Source organism: Amycolatopsis sp. WAC 01416, from assembly GCF_003947485.1.
GTDB lineage: Bacteria > Actinomycetota > Actinomycetes > Mycobacteriales > Pseudonocardiaceae > Amycolatopsis.
The window spans coordinates 557,071-572,435 of sequence record NZ_QHHX01000002.1 but is presented as its reverse complement, the minus strand read 5'-3'; the positions used below and the strand labels follow the sequence as shown (position 1 = coordinate 572,435).

Here is a 15,365-nt window from a genome sequence, read left to right as displayed (position 1 = left end):
TGCTCAGCGCTTGTTCTTGCCGGTACGGCGACGTCGGACGATCATCGAGTCCGAAGCCTTGCGGCGACGGGTACGACCCTCGGGCTTACCGTTCGGGTTCACCGGGTGACGACCACCGGAGGTCTTACCCTCACCACCACCGTGCGGGTGGTCGACCGGGTTCATGACGACACCACGGACGGTGGGACGCTTGCCGCGCCAGCGGTTACGGCCCGCCTTGCCCCAGTTGATGTTGGAGTGGTCGGAGTTGCCGACCTCGCCGATGGTGGCGCGGTTGCGCACGTCGACGTTCCGGATCTCGCCCGACGGGAGACGAAGCTGGGCGTAAGGCCCGTCCTTCGCCACCAGCTGCACCTTGGCACCGGCGGACCGCGCCATCTTCGCGCCGCCACCGGGGCGGAGCTCGATCGCGTGGATCACGGTGCCGACCGGGATGTTGCGCAGCGGCAGGTTGTTACCCGGCTTGATGTCGGCGCGGGGGCCGTTCTCAACCGTGTCACCCTGCTTGAGCTTCTCCGGGGCGATGATGTAGCGCTTCTCGCCGTCGGCGTAGTGCAGGAGCGCGATACGAGCGGACCGGTTGGGGTCGTACTCGATGTGCGCGACCTTGGCGGGAACGCCGTCCTTGTCGTTCCGGCGGAAGTCGATCAGCCGGTACGCACGCTTGTGGCCACCACCCTTGTGACGGGTGGTGATCTTGCCGCTGGAGTTACGGCCGCCGGTCTTGCTCAGCGGACGCAGCAGCGACTTCTCCGGGGTGGACCGAGTGATCTCGGCGAAGTCGGAGACGCTGGAACCGCGACGACCCGGGGTCGTCGGCTTGTACTTGCGGATGCCCATGTGTCAGCTCAGTCCTTTACGCGGTGGGTCCGCCGAAGATCTCGATCGGCTTGCTCTCAGCCGAAAGAGTCACGATGGCGCGCTTGGTGTCCTTGCGCTTGCCGAAGCCGGCGCGAGTCCGCTTACGCTTGCCCTGGCGGTTGAGGGTGTTGACACTGACCACCTTGACGCCGAACACCTTCTCGACCGCGATCTTGATCTGGGTCTTGTTGGCGTCCGGGCGAACCACGAACGTGTACTTGTGGTCTTCAAGCAGTCCGTAGGACTTCTCGGAGATCACCGGCGCGAGCAAGATGTCGCGGGGATCGGGGATGGCGATCGCACTCACTGCTCGTCACTCCCTTCAACCTCGCTCGACCGAGCCGAAGCCTTCGCGCCCTTGCCCCGGACGGGGCCGGCGACGAACACGTCGTAAGCGGCCTTGGTGAACACCACGTCGTCGTTGACCAACACGTCGTAGGTGTTGAGCTGGTCGGGCGTGATGAGGTGGACCTCGGCCAGGTTCCGCAGCGAGTTCCAGCTCAGCTCGTCATCGCGGTGCAGCACCACGAGAACGCGCTTGGCCTGGGTCACCGCGGCGATGACGGCCTTGGCGGACTTGGTGGACGGCTTCTCGCCGGTCACCAGTTCGGTGACGACGTGCAGCTGTCCGGCGCGGGCCCGGTCCGAGAGGGCGCCACGCAGAGCGGCGGCCTTCATCTTCTTCGGGGTGCGCTGGGTGTAGTCACGCGGCGTGGGGCCGTGGACGACACCACCGCCGACGAACTGCGGCGCACGGGTCGAACCCTGGCGGGCGCGGCCGGTGCCCTTCTGGCGGTACGGCTTCTTGCCACCACCGCGGACTTCACCGCGGGTCTTGGTGTCATGCGTGCCCTGGCGCGCGGCGGCCAGCTGGCCGATCACGACCTGGTGCATGAGGGGCACGTTGGCCTGCACGTCGAAGATCTCCGAGGGGAGCTCGACCGTGCCGTCGGCTTTACCGGCCGGGGTCTTCAGCTCGACGCTGGTCATGTTCAGTTACCACCCTTCGCGGCGCTGCGAACGAACAGCAGGCCGCCCTTGGGACCGGGCACGGCGCCCTTGATCAGCAGCAGGCCGTCCTCGGCACGCACCGCGTGCACGGTCAGGTTCTGCGTGGTGACCCGGTCGTTGCCCATCCGGCCCGCCATGCGCAGGCCCTTGAAGACACGGCCCGGGGTGGCACAGCCACCGATCGAGCCGGGCTTGCGGTGCACGGCCTGTGCGCCGTGGCTCGCGCCCTGGCCCTTGAAGCCGTGACGCTTCATGACACCGGCGTAGCCCTTGCCCTTGCTGGTACCGGTCACGTCGACCTCGATACCGGCCTCGAACACCTCAGCGGTGATCTCCTGGCCGACCTCGTAGGTCTCGGCGTCGGTGGTACGCAGCTCGGCAAGGAAACGACGCGGAGTCACGCTCGCCTTGTCGAAGTGGCCGGTGCGCGGCTTGTTGACCCGGCGCGGGTCGACCGCGCCGAAAGCCAGCTGCACGGCCTTGTAGCCGTCGGTTTCCTGGGTCCGAACCTGGGTGACCACGTTCGGGCCGGCCTGCACGACGGTCACCGGGACGACCCGGTTGTTCTCGTCGAAGACCTGGGTCATACCGAGCTTGGTGCCCAGAATGCCCTTCATTTGCCTGTCAGACATGAGTCTCTTACTCTCCGCCGCTCGCCAGCCGCTACTGGATGTTGACGTCGACGCTCGCCGGCAGGTCGATGCGCATGAGCGCGTCGACCGTCTTCGGCGTCGGGTCGAGGATGTCGATCAGACGCTTGTGCGTGCGCATCTCGAAGTGCTCGCGCGAGTCCTTGTACTTGTGCGGCGAGCGGATGACGCAGTAAACGTTCTTCTCGGTGGGCAGCGGCACCGGCCCGACAACACGGGCGCCGGTGCGCGTGACCGTCTCGACGATCTTGCGCGCCGAGGTGTCGATCGCCTCGTGGTCGTAGGCCTTGAGCCGGATGCGGATCTTCTGTCCCGCCATGGTGGCTGCTCGTTCCTTGTCGTCTCGTGCCGCTTTTGTCTTTTCAAACCTCAGTCTGGCTGAGGTTTTCCCAGTTCAACGGCCCTGTCCCCGGTCCACGCGGTCGGGCGTGTCGAGCCCGACGCACAGACGGATCCCGCGGGATCTTCGTCTTGCCTGGTCTTCCTCAACGTGAGGAGGCGTCGAGCCGGCGGAATGCTTATCGCCGTCTCAAACGCCCTTGCCCGCTAGCCTCACCCGAAGGAAGTGCTCCGCGGACCGTGGCCGCTCATACCAGGGCGGCCGGAACCTCGAAAGGTTCGGCCGCCCCAGGACGAGCAACCTGAATAGTGTCGCACACGTGATTTGACGCCCCTAACCCGGGGGTGTATTGACCCCGGACGGGGCGTCTAAATCACTTGTTGATCTTGGTGACCTGGCCGGCGCCCACGGTCCGTCCACCCTCACGGATGGCGAAACGCAGACCCTCGTCCATGGCGACCGGCTGGATCAGCACAACGCTGATGTCCGTGTTGTCGCCCGGCATGACCATCTCGGTGCCCTCCTTGAGGGTCACCACGCCGGTCACGTCCGTCGTACGGAAGTAGAACTGCGGGCGGTAGTTGTTGAAGAACGGGGTGTGACGGCCACCCTCGTCCTTCGACAGGATGTAGACCGAGCCCTCGAACTCCGTGTGCGGGGTGGTGGTGCCCGGCTTCACGACGACCTGGCCGCGCTCGACGTCCTCGCGCTTGATACCGCGGACCAGCAGACCGACGTTGTCGCCGGCCTCACCCTGGTCGAGCAGCTTGCGGAACATCTCGACACCGGTGACGGTGGTCTTGGTCGACTTCTCCTTGATGCCGACGATCTCGACCTCTTCGTTCACGTTGACGCGGCCACGCTCGATACGGCCGGTCACGACCGTGCCACGGCCGGTGATCGTGAAGACGTCTTCGATCGGCATCAGGAACGGCTTGTCGAGCTCGCGCACCGGGTCCGGCACGTTCTCGTCGACGGCCGCCATGAGCTCGAGAACGCTCTCGCCCCACTTGGCGTCGCCCTCGAGGGCCTTCAGACCGGAGACCTTGACGACCGGAGCGTCGTCACCGGGGAAGTCCTGGGAGGACAGCAGCTCGCGGACCTCGAGCTCGACGAGCTCCAGGATCTCTTCGTCGTCGACCATGTCGGCCTTGTTCAGCGCGACCACGATGTAGGGCACGCCGACCTGCTTCGCGAGCAGCACGTGCTCACGGGTCTGCGGCATCGGGCCGTCGGTCGCCGCGACCACGAGGATCGCGCCGTCCATCTGCGCCGCACCGGTGATCATGTTCTTGATGTAGTCCGCGTGACCGGGGGCGTCCACGTGGGCGTAGTGACGCTTCTCGGTCTGGTACTCGACGTGCGAGATGTTGATCGTGATGCCGCGCTGCTTCTCTTCCGGCGCGTTGTCGATCTGGTCGAACGCCGACGCCGTGTTCAGCTCGGGGTACTTGTCGTGCAGAACCTTGGTGATCGCCGCGGTCAGAGTGGTCTTACCGTGGTCGACGTGACCGATGGTCCCGATGTTGACGTGCGGCTTGGTCCGCTCGAATTTCGCCTTCGCCACTGGAATGTCCTCCTGGACTGTTTTGCTTACTCACCGGCCGACGTGGCTGTCGTCAGACGGAGATTCGTTTCTCGGTGGGTGGTGCGGACGTTCAGGAGTTTTCCTTATGCCCGCGAGCGAGAGGGAACTACTCCCCTGTCGCCTTCGCGATGATTTCCTTCGCGACGTTCGCGGGAACCTCAGCGTAGGAGTCGAACACCATGGAGTAGTTGGCACGTCCCTGGGTACGCGACCGCAGGTCACCGACGTAGCCGAACATCTCCGACAGCGGGACCAGTGCCTTGACGACACGGGTACCGGCGCGCTCCTCCATGGCCTGGATCTGGCCACGGCGGGAGTTGAGGTCGCCGATCACATCGCCCATGTAGTCCTCGGGCGTGGTGACCTCGACGGCCATCAGCGGCTCGAGGATGACCGGACCGGCCTTCTTCGCGGCTTCCTTCATCGCCATGGAGCCGGCGATCTTGAAGGCCATTTCCGAAGAGTCGACCTCGTGGTACGCGCCGTCCAACAAGGTGAACTTCAACCCGACGAGCGGGTAGCCGGCCAGCACGCCGTACTGCATGGCGTCCTGCGCGCCCGCGTCGACCGACGGGATGTACTCCCGCGGCACGCGACCACCGGTGACCTTGTTGGAGAACTCGTAGAGGGCACCGTCGGTGGACTCGAGCGGCTCGAGCTTGACGATGACCTTCGCGAACTGACCGGAACCACCGGTCTGCTTCTTGTGCACGTAGTCGAGCTTCTCGACCGTCTTGCGCACCGTCTCACGGTAGGCGACCTGCGGCTTACCGATGTTCGCCTCGACCTTGTAGTCGGACTTCATCCGGTTCACCAGCACCTCGAGGTGCAGCTCGCCCATACCCGCGATGATCGTCTGGCCGGTGTCCTCGTCCAGGTTGACCTGGAACGTCGGGTCCTCTTCGGCCAGCTTCTGGATCGCCAGGGACAGCTTCTCCTGGTCGGCCTTGGTCTTGGGCTCGATCGCGACGCGGATGACCGGCGCCGGGAACGTCATCGACTCGAGGACGACCGGGTTCTGCGGGTCGGCGAGGGTGTCACCGGTGGTGGTGTCCTTCAGGCCGATGACCGCGTAGATGTGGCCGGCCTGGGCCTCGTCGACCGGGTTCTCCTTGTTGGAGTGCATCTGGAAGAGCTTCCCGATGCGCTCCTTGCGCTCCTTGGTGGCGTTGATCAACTGCGCGCCGGCGGAGACCTTGCCCGAGTACACCCGGATGTAGGTCAGCTTGCCGAAGAACGGGTGCGCGGCGATCTTGAACGCCAGAGCGGAGAACGGTTCGTCGACGGACGGCTTCCGGAGGACCGGGGTCTCACCGTCGGGCAGCGTGCCCTCGACGGCGGGGACGTCCAGCGGCGACGGAAGGTAGTCGATGACCGCGTCGAGCATGGGCTGCACGCCCTTGTTCTTGAACGCGGAACCGGTGAGCACCGGGTACGCCTCGCGGGCGATGGTGAGCTTCCGGATACCGGCCTTCAGCTCGGCCTCCGTCGGCTCCACACCCTCGAGGAACTTCTCCATCAGGGAGTCGTCGGTCTCGGCGATGGCCTCGACCAGCTTCTCCCGGTACTCGGCCGCCTTGTCGGCGAGCTCGGCCGGGATCTCCTCGACGGCGTAGTCCTCGCCCTTCTGGACCTCGCCGCGCCAGGTCAGCGCCTTCATGCGGACCAGGTCGATGACACCTTCGAACTCACTCTCGGCGCCGATCGGCAGCTGGATGACCAGCGGACGGGCACCGAGGCGCTCCTCGATGGTGCGGACGGTGAAGTAGAAGTCCGCGCCGAGCTTGTCCATCTTGTTGACGAAGCAGACACGAGGAACCTCGTACTTGTCCGCCTGACGCCAGACCTGCTCGGACTGCGGCTCGACACCTTCCTTGCCGTCGAACACCGCGACGGCACCATCGAGCACGCGCAGCGAACGCTCCACCTCGACGGTGAAGTCGACGTGACCCGGGGTGTCGATGATGTTGATCTGGTGATCGGCCCAGAAGGTGGTGGTGGCAGCCGAGGTGATGGTGATACCCCGCTTCTGCTCCTCCTCCATCCAGTCCATGGTGGCGGCGCCATCGTGGACTTCACCGATCTTGTAGTTGACCCCGGTGTAGAACAGGATCCGCTCGGTGGTGGTGGTCTTACCGGCGTCGATGTGGGCCATGATGCCGATGTTGCGGACCTGGTTCAGGTCGGTCAGCACTTCACGTGCCACGAGAGTGTTCCCCTGTCTCAAAATTGGGGCCCGGCAAGGCTTTGATCGGCAGCCGGGCGGTCATCACCAGCGGTAGTGCGCGAAGGCCTTGTTGGACTCGGCCATCTTGTGCGTGTCCTCGCGCCGCTTCACGCTGGCGCCGAGGCCGTTGCTCGCGTCGAGCAGCTCGTTCTGCAGGCGCTCGATCATGGTCTTCTCGCGGCGAGCCGCGGAGAAGGAAACCAGCCAGCGAAGCGCGAGCGTGGTGGAACGTCCCGGCTTGACCTCGATCGGCACCTGGTAGGTGGCACCACCGACCCGGCGGCTCTTCACCTCGATGGTGGGCTTCACGTTGTCAAGGGCGCGCTTCAGCGTGACGACCGGGTCAGTGCCGGTCTTCTCGCGAGCGCCTTCGAGGGCGCCGTAGACGATGCGCTCGGCCAGAGACCGCTTGCCGTCCTTCAGCACCTTGTTCACCAGCTGGGTGACCAGCGGGGATGCGTAGACGGGGTCAGAGATCAGCGGCCGCTTGGGGGCCGGACCCTTGCGGGGCATTAGCTCTTCTCCTTCTTCGCGCCATACCGGCTGCGCGCCTGCTTACGGTTCTTGACACCCTGGGTGTCGAGCGAACCGCGGATGATCTTGTAGCGGACACCCGGCAGGTCCTTCACACGACCACCGCGCACGAGCACCATCGAGTGCTCCTGCAGGTTGTGGCCTTCACCGGGAATGTAGGCGGTGACCTCGATGCCGCTGGTCAGCTTCACACGAGCGACCTTGCGAAGCGCCGAGTTCGGCTTCTTGGGGGTTGTGGTGTACACGCGAGTGCACACACCACGCCGCTGCGGGCTCCCCTTGAGGGCCGCGGTCTTCTGCTTGGCAGCCTTGTCCTGGCGGCCCTTACGGACCAGCTGCTGGATCGTGGGCAATGGACCAGCTTTCTGTTCGCGATCTTGCTACTACGTGTTGTCTCCGGCCCCCGCGGTCGGGCGTGTCGGCCCGCGTCACGGTCTTGCGACCGGTAACTTCCCGTAGGGATTTTCCGTCGGATCCCGTGTGGGCGAAGCCGGTGGACCGGATGCCTGAGCACCCCGTCCATGCCGCACGGCACACGGGACGGCCCGACGCCTGCCGGGCACGGTCTCCAAAGATACCCGGCCTCTTCCGGACCGGCCAAATCGGGGGGTCTATAACTATATCGTGCCGGGCGTCACGCCGCGGCGAACCTGATGGAACGGCGTTTCGGACCGGTTCTCCATCCATGCCCGCGCCACCGCCCTCGACGGAGGCGCCGCGCGCCCAGCCATCATTCCTCGTCGGGTTTGGCGTGGTCCGCCCGGCCCGGATGCGGGTCCCTCGAGAGATCGATCAACGGATGCACGGGAGCCCCCTCCGGCGCCGCGTGACTCCCCCGCCGGGGTTCTTCGATGCTTTCCTGCTGCTCGGCGTCCACGACGCCCTCCCCTCACTCGTACTGATTCCGCCCTGCTCGGCGAACCACGCTACCTATTCCCCTATCGGGTGAGCCGGATGGATCCGGAAAGGACACCATCGCGTCAAAGCGGTGAATGGGTCACGATGACACCGGTCACAGTGCCGCCGCTGATGACCGGACGACGCACCGCAAGCACGGGGAGGCTCCATGTCGGCCGAGTTCGAACAACTCGTCGCGGAATTCGAGAAATTCCAGTCCAAGATCAAACAGGCCGAGACGCAGTTCGCGAAGGTCGGCGAGATGCAGGGTGAACTGGCCGAACTGGAGTCGGTGGCGACGTCACCGGACCGTTCGGTCACCGTCGTCGCGGGCCCCGGCGGGTCCGTGAAGGACATCCGCCTCAGCCCGGAAGCCCTTCGGCAGCAACCACAACAGCTCGGCGCCGCCATTCTGTCCACTTTGCACACCGCGGTGGCCGACGCGGCGCGGAAGCAGGCGGGGATCGTCGACGCGCAGTTCGGCGGGACGTTCCATACGAACGTCGAAGAACAGGTTCTCGAAGCCCAAGCCGAAGCGTTGGGAACCACAACGGACGATCTGCGGTCTCAGATGTCGGAGGAGCCACCACCGAGCACCGCCCGCCGCCCTCGGAACGAAGACGACTTCAGCGAGGAAACGGTGCTCCGGCGGTCGGACGAACCGGCTCCCGGACGACCGCCGTCGGCCGGGGACTCGCCCGGTGACCAGTTCCTCAAGAACCTGTTCGACGAGGAGGATCACCGATGACCGGACCAGGCGGGCACGCGGTCAAAACGCAGGCCTTGATCGACTACGCGAACAAACTCGGTTACTACAAGGACGAGGCCGGGAAGTTCGGCGACCTCGTCGACCAGGCCGACGTCACGGACAAGTCGTGGGGCCTGATCGGGCTCGCGGTGAAGCAGACCTACACCGGCAAGCTCGCCGATCTGCGCGAACTGCTCGAACTGATGAAGACCGGGGTCGACGCGTTCTCCGGGAAGATGACCCAGGCGGCGTCGATCTACAACGGCTTCGAAAACGACGCGACGATCACCCTGGGAAAGTACGAAGCCAAGATCGACGGACCGAAGTGAGCTGGGGGACGGCATGACCGACGAGAAGGCGAGTATCGCCGGCGGCGTCAAGATCACGGGTGACGACAGCTTCGGCAAGAACGCGCTCGACGCGGCGAAGAAGGTGCCGATCGCGGGCAAGGGCGTCACCACCGTCGCCAACGCCTACGAGAAGTTCGGCGCCGCGCAGGGTCCCGGCGACGTCGTGGCCGCGGGCGGGCAGCTGATCCAGGACGGCGCCGGGTTCATCGCGGGGGCTGGCGCGGACCTCGCGAGCTTCGTGCTCGACCCGGTCGGCTGGCTGGTCAGCAACGGCCTGAACATCCTGATCGAGCTGATCCAGCCACTGCAGGACGCGCTGCACTTCGTCACGGGCGACGGTCCGGCGCTCAAGACCGCGGCCGGCAACTTCGGCAACATCGCCAAGGGCTTCGTGACGCTGGCCGACGACTTCGTCAAGACCGGCGACGAGTCACTGAAGGACTGGGTGGGCGACGCGGGCGACGCCGCCCGGAACGCGCTCGGCGACTTCGCCGTCGGCATCAAGGGCATCGGCAACAGCGCCGGGACGGTGGCCGAGACGCTGCAGATGTGGTCGATGGTGATGACCGTCATCGAAGAGGTCGTCAAGTCGATCATCTCCGAGCTGGTCACCTGGGCGATCTACATCTGGCTGCCCGCGCTGGCCGCCTCCGTCGTCAGCCTCGGCTCGTCGGTGGCCGCCGCGATGACCGCGACGATCGCCAAGGCCGCGAGCGCGATGGGCAAGATCACCAAGCACCTCGGCAAACTCGGCAAGCTGCTCGACAAGTTCATGGGCTTCCTGCTCAAGTGGACGGACGACCTGGTCAAACAGGGTTCGAAGCTGACGAAGGCCGGCAAGGTCGGGATGACCCCCGGCCAGGAGAAGGCGATCGTCGGCGCGTTCGCCAAGGACTCCGGGACCCAGCTCGGCACGTTCGGCGATGCCGCGAAGGACGTCCTCAAGGGGGTGCCGAACCAGGCGATCAAGCAGGTGGTCGGGGTCAATCCCACCGATCTGTCGAAGGGATCGGCGTACCAGGGCAAGGCTGCCTTCGACTTCGCGAACAAGGCCATCGACAACACCAGGACCACCACGACCGGGCAGGAATACGGCCGGACCGGCGGTCGCCACAGCGAAGAGGAGACCCGCGAGAACCTCGACATGGACCAGTAGGGTCGCCCGATGGACGATCAGCTGGCCGGGCCGTGGCTCATCGCCGGTGGGTACACCCTGGCCCTGGGGCTGTTGCTGCTCGGAGGGCGCTTCGACGGACGGCGGCCAACGGCGGCGGCCGTCAGCTACGCGCTCTGCGGGATCCTCGTCTCCGAAACGTCGCTGTACTGGCTCTCGGCCGGGTCCGGCAGCGCGGTGCCCGGCTGGCTCTGGTTCGCCTTCCCGGTGGTGATCGCGGCTTTGGCGGCGTGGCGGGGGCATCGGCAGAAGACGTGGACCGGCAGGCTCGACGGGACCGGTGAGCCGAGCTTCGGCGTGCTCCCCCAACGCGGGATCGCCGTCACCCACGCCTCTCCCGAGTCGGTGGCGACGGCCGTCGAGTTCGAGCACAACGGACATCGGCTGCTCGGAGTCGAGTACGGGCTCGGCGGCTCGGCGGACTTCCCGGACCTGGCCAGGACAGCTGACCTGATCGATGGGACATACGCCCTGATCCAGTTGCGGACGCCTGAGGTGCCGTCGGTCGTCGTCACCCCGGTCACGGGTGCCTTCGAGCCGGAGCGGTTCACACCGTTGGAGGACGCCCGCATCACACGGAACACCATCGGGGCACCGAAGCCGGACGCGCTGCTCCAGCGGTTCGAGACCGGCACGGAGTTCGACCGCCGGTTCACCGTGACGACGTCCGATCCGGAGTTCGCCGAGACACTGCTCTCCCCCGGCGTTCGCGCGCTGCTGGAGGGCGACTCGTGGTTCCGGGTCCGCGAAGTCGCCTTCCACGGCGGCTCGCTGTGGACCTCCGAAGCCGGGACGCTGACCGAAGAGGTGATGTTCGCCGACTCCCGGCGACTGGCCATACTCGCGTCCACAGTGGACTGGGAAGACGCGGATTTCCGTGCTACCGCAGCGGCTTCCGACACCAGCGACACCGGATGGCTCGGCGGAAGGCGAGGCCCGCTCGCCGGGCTCCGCGGCCCGCTCAACCGGCGCCGGGAAGCGGCGGGCCGTCAGCCGCTGTCGTCGCTTTCACTGGTGGCGCGCACGGTCGTCGCGCTCGCGCTGGTGCTGCCGGGGCTGGCGCTCGCGGTGAACTCGCTGACCGCGTTGACCGGGCTCGCCCCCGAGGCGCGGCTCACCGTGACCGCGACGCTGCGCGCGGAGGCGGGCACGTCGACCTGCACCAGCTGCGGCAACGGAAACCTGGTGGACGGCACCTACGAACTCGACGGCGAGACGCACGTGGTCAAGGACCTGTGGTGGATGTCGTTCGGGACGTTCCCGGAGCGGGGTGACGTCGTCGACATCGCCGTGACCCCGCTGTGGTGGCATCCGCTGATCGAGGGCAAGGACACCGGCGTCATCCTGCTGCTGATCGGACTGGCCCCCGTCCTCGCCGGTGCCCTCCTCGGCAAGGCGACCTTCACCCCGCGGCCGCGTCGCCTTTAGCGGGCTAAACGCGATCCGGCACCGCCTGGGCCAGGGACTTCGCGAAGTAGTGATGCGCGAACGGCTCGTTGTTGAAGGGCTCGACCGTCTCGTAACCGAGGCGGGCGTACAGGGCCCTCGCCTCGACGAGGTCGTCGCGGGTGTCGAGGCGGATCTGTGTGGCGCCGAGTCCCCTGGCGACGTCCTCGGCGGCGGCCACGAGCAGCGCCGCACCGCCCTTGCCGCGTTCGGACTTCCGCAGGAAGACGCGGGTGAGCTCGGTGATGTCCGGCGCGGCGACCCGCAACCCGGCGCAACCGGCGAGCACCCCGTCGCGCCAAGCGAGCAGGAAAGCGCCGGTCGGCGGGACCAGGTTCCGGCTGTGGTGCTCCTCGATCAGAGCGTCGAGCTCCTCCTCGGTGACCTGGCGCCCGTAGTAGCGGGACGCGATCTCGTCGAGGTACTCACGCAGCAGCTGGGCGGCGTCCGGGTGATCGACGGGGGTGACTTCGAAGCTCCAGGTCATGGCTACATTCTGCCTACCCCGGCCAGCGAATTTCGCCCGCCGCCGGATCGCGTTTAGCCCGCTAAAGTCGACACGGGGGCCGGAAAGCGCGCCCGGGCCCGGATCGCGATTAGCCCGCTAAACGCAAGTCAGGAGGGGGCGAGCCGACCGGCGCAAGTCGCGACCTCACCAGGAGCGGACTTCTCCGACGTGACGACGGCGCCGCCCACGGCCACCCGGCATTCGACCGCGCCCTCGCCCTGCCCCATCAGCTGGACGGTCGGCGGAGTGCCGGTGTTCTTCCACGTGAGCTCCTTGCGCCACGGCAGCGTCACCTGCGACTCCTGATGCACGAGCCCCAGCCCGTTCGAGTCGTAGACCACGGTCGCCGTCCCCGTCCCGGCGAGCTCGTAGACGATCCGCCAGTCGTTCGACACCGGCTGCGGCTGCGGCCGGCTCAGCGTCCGCGTGATCGTGCGGTCCGGCTCCCGCGACGGCGCGGCGCCGGTCGGCTCGCCGACGACGGCCACGGTTTCGGCCTGCGGCTCTTCGTCGCCGTTGAGCAGCACCACACAGGTCGCGAGTGCGGCCACCACGATCCCCGCGATGGCGATGCGCCCGATCAGTTGTCTGTCGGCCATCGGTTCTCCTCACCGAAAGCGGCGGCGCGGCCGGAGGAGCCGCGCCGCCGCGGAAGTCAGGACGGCAGCAGCCGGCCGGGGACGCCGTTGAGGGACTGGACGAGGCCGAGCACCGGGACGCCGAGCGGCGCGAACGTCCAGATGTTGTTGAGCTCGCTCGTGTCGGGTTCGTCGACGACCACGACATCGTTCGGGGCATCCTGCGCGGCAAGCGCCGGAGCGGCCGAGCCGAGTACGGCGAGACCGGCGAGCGCGGCACCGGTGACCGCGCGAACGAAGGTCTTCTTCATGAGATTCTCCTTTACTGGTAACGGTTTTTACGAAATCGGCGTGATGATCCCGTAGATCGGGGCGAGGACGTCGGTCGGCACGGGAACGGTCGGTCCGAGTAGTCCGCCGAGGTCGACGCCGGGGATCAGCCAGAGCGCCGGGCCGCCGCCACCGGTCGGCAGTCCCGGCAACGGGTCGGCCGAGGCGACCCCGCCGGCGAGTCCGGACAACGCGCCCGCGACGGCGAGCGGCAGCAGCACACGGGCCGCGATTCGCTTCATCTCTTCTCCCTTTTCCTTTCACCGCTGCTGGAAGCGAGCGGAATCCTTCACCGCAGAACCGAGCTGATCGGTACGATCGTGCCGTCGGGGATCCATTGCCCCGCGTAGTTCCGGTCGGCGATCATCCCGACGGCGTGCGGTTCACCCGGGTACATCGGCATGGCGTTGACCTGTGCGGCCGCGAAGATCTGGACGTCGCCGTTCATCGACCTCCACTGGTCGCCAAGCCAGTTCCGGAAGCCGCCGAGCGTGGGGCTTTCGCCACCGAAGGCGTTGTTCGCGGCGACCGCGAAACTGACGGCGACCTGTTCGCGCGGGTCGAACCTCAGCGGCAGGGAGGAACTCGCGACGGCGTTGACGATCGGCCCATTGAGCAACCAGGGCGCCAGATACAGGCCGTACTGGTGGGTCGGCTTGAGCCGCTGGGACTCGGCCGCACGGGTCATCGCCGTGTAGCCGCCCGCCCAGCCGGACACGACGACCAGCGCGGTGTTCGCGCCCGCCTCGGTCCGCACCGCGAGTCCGGAGCGTGCGGCGGTCTCGCGGACCAGTTTCGCGGCGGCCACACTGCGCGGCGAGGTGTCCTCGACAAGGGTGAGCGCGGAAGGCTTGCGCCCGGCGAGGAACTCGACGAGTTTCACGAGAGAACCGCTGTCCTCACTCGAAAGTCCGTCCGCGGGGCAGGAGGTGAGAACCTCGCGGCGGTCGGCGATCAGGCCGCCCAGCGCGGCCGAGGCACACTCGGGCGCGTCCGTGTCGGCGATGGGGTGCCCCTGCTCGTCGCCCGCGTCGACCTCGATGGTCGTCTTCTCCCCGCCACGGCTGATGATCAGGTCGCTGCGGCCCTTCGGCAGGTCGACCTCGGCCCAGGTGCCCTCGGCGCCGGGCCGCACGATGGCCTTGCCGACCAGGCCGCCTTTGATTCCGGCGGACAGGTCTTCTCCCGCGCTCGCGGGAAAGTGGACGAGGTTCTTGCCGGGCCGCTGCGGGCTCACGAGTACCGGGAACCGCTGGTCGCCGACGGCGGCGTCCGCGAGCAGCGCGACACCGGGAACCGGCGATTCGGGCGGCTTGGGAATGGCCGCGAGGGCGCTCCAGGCGAGGAAACCGATGGCCACGGCGGCCGCGCCGAACCGGTAAGCCCGCGTGGAATCGGTTCCTGTGAAGAAGAATCCCGCGACCACGGTGGCGAAGAGCGGCAGCAAAGCGATCACGAGCAACGTGAGGCCGAAGAGCGTGCCGTAGATCCGGCGGTCGAACCCCAGACCGGAGGAGAACAGCTGGACCGCACCCGCGACGACGAGAAGTCCGCCCAGGGTCAGCGAAAGCGGGCCGAGCCGGAAGTTCGTCTGACGCCACTGCCCGGCGGGCACCCACACGGACAGAACGGTGACACCGAACCACAGGGCCGCCGCGGCGACGTAGACGGTGTCGATGGCGAATTCGACGCCCGTCCGCCCGAGCGAGGTTTCGAGCACCACCAGTGCGGCGAGCCCGAGGGACGCCCAGCGGCCTGCCGACGGCCAGCGGATCAGGACGGGAATCGCCAGCGCGAGCACGAGATGCACGATCAGCGCGATGACATTGACGTCGGTCGCGAAAGCGGAGATCGCGGCCAGCGCGGCCGAAACCCCGCCCAGTACGGCGATGGTGAGGTGGAGACGCCGGGGCAGCTCGCCCACGAGCGGGCGCAGGATTCCCGTTCCGGCGAGGAAAGCGGTCGCCAGCAGGAGGCCGAGCCGAAGCACGACCAGTGCGATGTCGACTCCGGCCGAACCCGAGCTCGCCGGTATGACGTGGTGATCCATGGGGACCTTCTCCGAGCAGATCGGCGGAGTCGTGGGTGGCGCACTGTGCCCGCCACCCACGACCTTCCGCGCC

The 15,365-nt window shown here is 67.1% G+C and carries 19 protein-coding genes; 4 read left to right on the top strand and 15 right to left on the bottom strand.

What is annotated here, in order from left to right; translation table 11 throughout:
* Positions 1-3: 3 nt before the first annotated feature.
* The 10 genes from rplB to DL990_RS41455 form a co-directional block, all read right to left on the bottom strand.
* Complete coding sequence (gene rplB, locus DL990_RS07035) at positions 4-840, bottom strand: 50S ribosomal protein L2 (protein WP_125788818.1); 837 nt, start codon at positions 838-840, stop codon at positions 4-6.
* A gap of 16 nt (positions 841-856) precedes the next feature.
* Entirely contained in the window at positions 857-1,168 is a 312-nt protein-coding gene (rplW, locus tag DL990_RS07030; protein WP_101612167.1) for a 50S ribosomal protein L23, read from the bottom strand.
* Entirely contained in the window at positions 1,165-1,851 is a 687-nt protein-coding gene (rplD, locus tag DL990_RS07025; protein ID WP_125788817.1) for a 50S ribosomal protein L4, read from the bottom strand. The genes rplW and rplD overlap by 4 nt, the downstream gene beginning before the upstream one ends.
* A gap of 2 nt (positions 1,852-1,853) precedes the next feature.
* Positions 1,854-2,504, bottom strand: a complete 651-nt coding sequence (gene rplC, locus DL990_RS07020) for a 50S ribosomal protein L3 (RefSeq protein ID WP_125788816.1) — start codon at positions 2,502-2,504, stop codon at positions 1,854-1,856.
* Between the two features lie 31 nt (positions 2,505-2,535).
* Positions 2,536-2,841 (bottom strand): 30S ribosomal protein S10, encoded by a 306-nt coding sequence (gene rpsJ, locus DL990_RS07015; protein ID WP_003102098.1) that lies wholly within the window; start codon positions 2,839-2,841, stop codon positions 2,536-2,538.
* 394 nt (positions 2,842-3,235) lie between these two features.
* A complete protein-coding gene (tuf, locus tag DL990_RS07010; protein WP_076162999.1) occupies positions 3,236-4,429 on the bottom strand; it encodes an elongation factor Tu in 1,194 nt (397 codons plus the stop codon).
* A 127-nt stretch (positions 4,430-4,556) separates the two neighbouring features.
* Complete coding sequence (gene fusA, locus DL990_RS07005; protein ID WP_125788815.1) at positions 4,557-6,656, bottom strand: elongation factor G; 2,100 nt, start codon at positions 6,654-6,656, stop codon at positions 4,557-4,559.
* 63 nt (positions 6,657-6,719) lie between these two features.
* Positions 6,720-7,190, bottom strand: coding sequence for a 30S ribosomal protein S7 (rpsG, locus tag DL990_RS07000; protein ID WP_005166770.1), 471 nt, complete (start codon positions 7,188-7,190; stop codon positions 6,720-6,722).
* Positions 7,190-7,564: a 30S ribosomal protein S12 gene (gene rpsL / locus DL990_RS06995; RefSeq protein ID WP_003102113.1), complete on the bottom strand. Its 375-nt coding sequence runs from the start codon at positions 7,562-7,564 to the stop codon at positions 7,190-7,192. Before rpsL ends, rpsG begins: the two co-directional genes overlap by 1 nt.
* Before the next feature lie 377 nt (positions 7,565-7,941).
* A complete protein-coding gene (locus DL990_RS41455; protein ID WP_199746243.1) occupies positions 7,942-8,088 on the bottom strand; it encodes a hypothetical protein in 147 nt (48 codons plus the stop codon).
* A gap of 189 nt (positions 8,089-8,277) precedes the next feature.
* On the opposite strand from DL990_RS41455, the gene DL990_RS06990 reads away from it, so the two are divergent.
* Genes DL990_RS06990 through DL990_RS06975 form a run of 4 tightly spaced genes read left to right on the top strand, consistent with a single transcriptional unit; the run spans position 8,278 to position 11,808 of the window.
* Entirely contained in the window at positions 8,278-8,856 is a 579-nt protein-coding gene (locus DL990_RS06990; RefSeq protein ID WP_125798203.1) for a YbaB/EbfC family nucleoid-associated protein, read from the top strand.
* The gene (locus DL990_RS06985) at positions 8,853-9,185 is read left to right on the top strand and encodes a hypothetical protein (protein ID WP_125788813.1); all 333 of its coding nucleotides are present in this window, start codon (positions 8,853-8,855) and stop codon (positions 9,183-9,185) included. Before DL990_RS06990 ends, DL990_RS06985 begins: the two co-directional genes overlap by 4 nt.
* A gap of 13 nt (positions 9,186-9,198) precedes the next feature.
* The gene (locus tag DL990_RS06980; protein WP_125788812.1) at positions 9,199-10,362 is read left to right on the top strand and encodes a hypothetical protein; all 1,164 of its coding nucleotides are present in this window, start codon (positions 9,199-9,201) and stop codon (positions 10,360-10,362) included.
* Between the two features lie 9 nt (positions 10,363-10,371).
* A complete protein-coding gene (locus DL990_RS06975; protein WP_125798202.1) occupies positions 10,372-11,808 on the top strand; it encodes a hypothetical protein in 1,437 nt (478 codons plus the stop codon).
* Positions 11,809-11,812: 4 nt separating this feature from the next.
* Here DL990_RS06975 and DL990_RS06970 read toward each other — a convergent pair whose 3' ends face one another.
* From DL990_RS06970 to DL990_RS06950, 5 genes are all read right to left on the bottom strand, one after another.
* Positions 11,813-12,313, bottom strand: a complete 501-nt coding sequence (locus tag DL990_RS06970) for a GNAT family N-acetyltransferase (protein WP_125788810.1) — start codon at positions 12,311-12,313, stop codon at positions 11,813-11,815.
* Positions 12,314-12,441: 128 nt separating this feature from the next.
* Positions 12,442-12,933: an MmpS family transport accessory protein gene (locus DL990_RS06965; RefSeq protein WP_125788809.1), complete on the bottom strand. Its 492-nt coding sequence runs from the start codon at positions 12,931-12,933 to the stop codon at positions 12,442-12,444.
* Between the two features lie 56 nt (positions 12,934-12,989).
* The gene (locus DL990_RS06960; RefSeq protein WP_125798201.1) at positions 12,990-13,223 is read right to left on the bottom strand and encodes a hypothetical protein; all 234 of its coding nucleotides are present in this window, start codon (positions 13,221-13,223) and stop codon (positions 12,990-12,992) included.
* A 27-nt stretch (positions 13,224-13,250) separates the two neighbouring features.
* Positions 13,251-13,484 (bottom strand): hypothetical protein, encoded by a 234-nt coding sequence (locus DL990_RS06955; protein WP_125788807.1) that lies wholly within the window; start codon positions 13,482-13,484, stop codon positions 13,251-13,253.
* 47 nt (positions 13,485-13,531) lie between these two features.
* The gene (locus DL990_RS06950) at positions 13,532-15,292 is read right to left on the bottom strand and encodes a hypothetical protein (RefSeq protein ID WP_125798200.1); all 1,761 of its coding nucleotides are present in this window, start codon (positions 15,290-15,292) and stop codon (positions 13,532-13,534) included.
* Between the last annotated feature and the right edge of the window lie 73 nt (positions 15,293-15,365).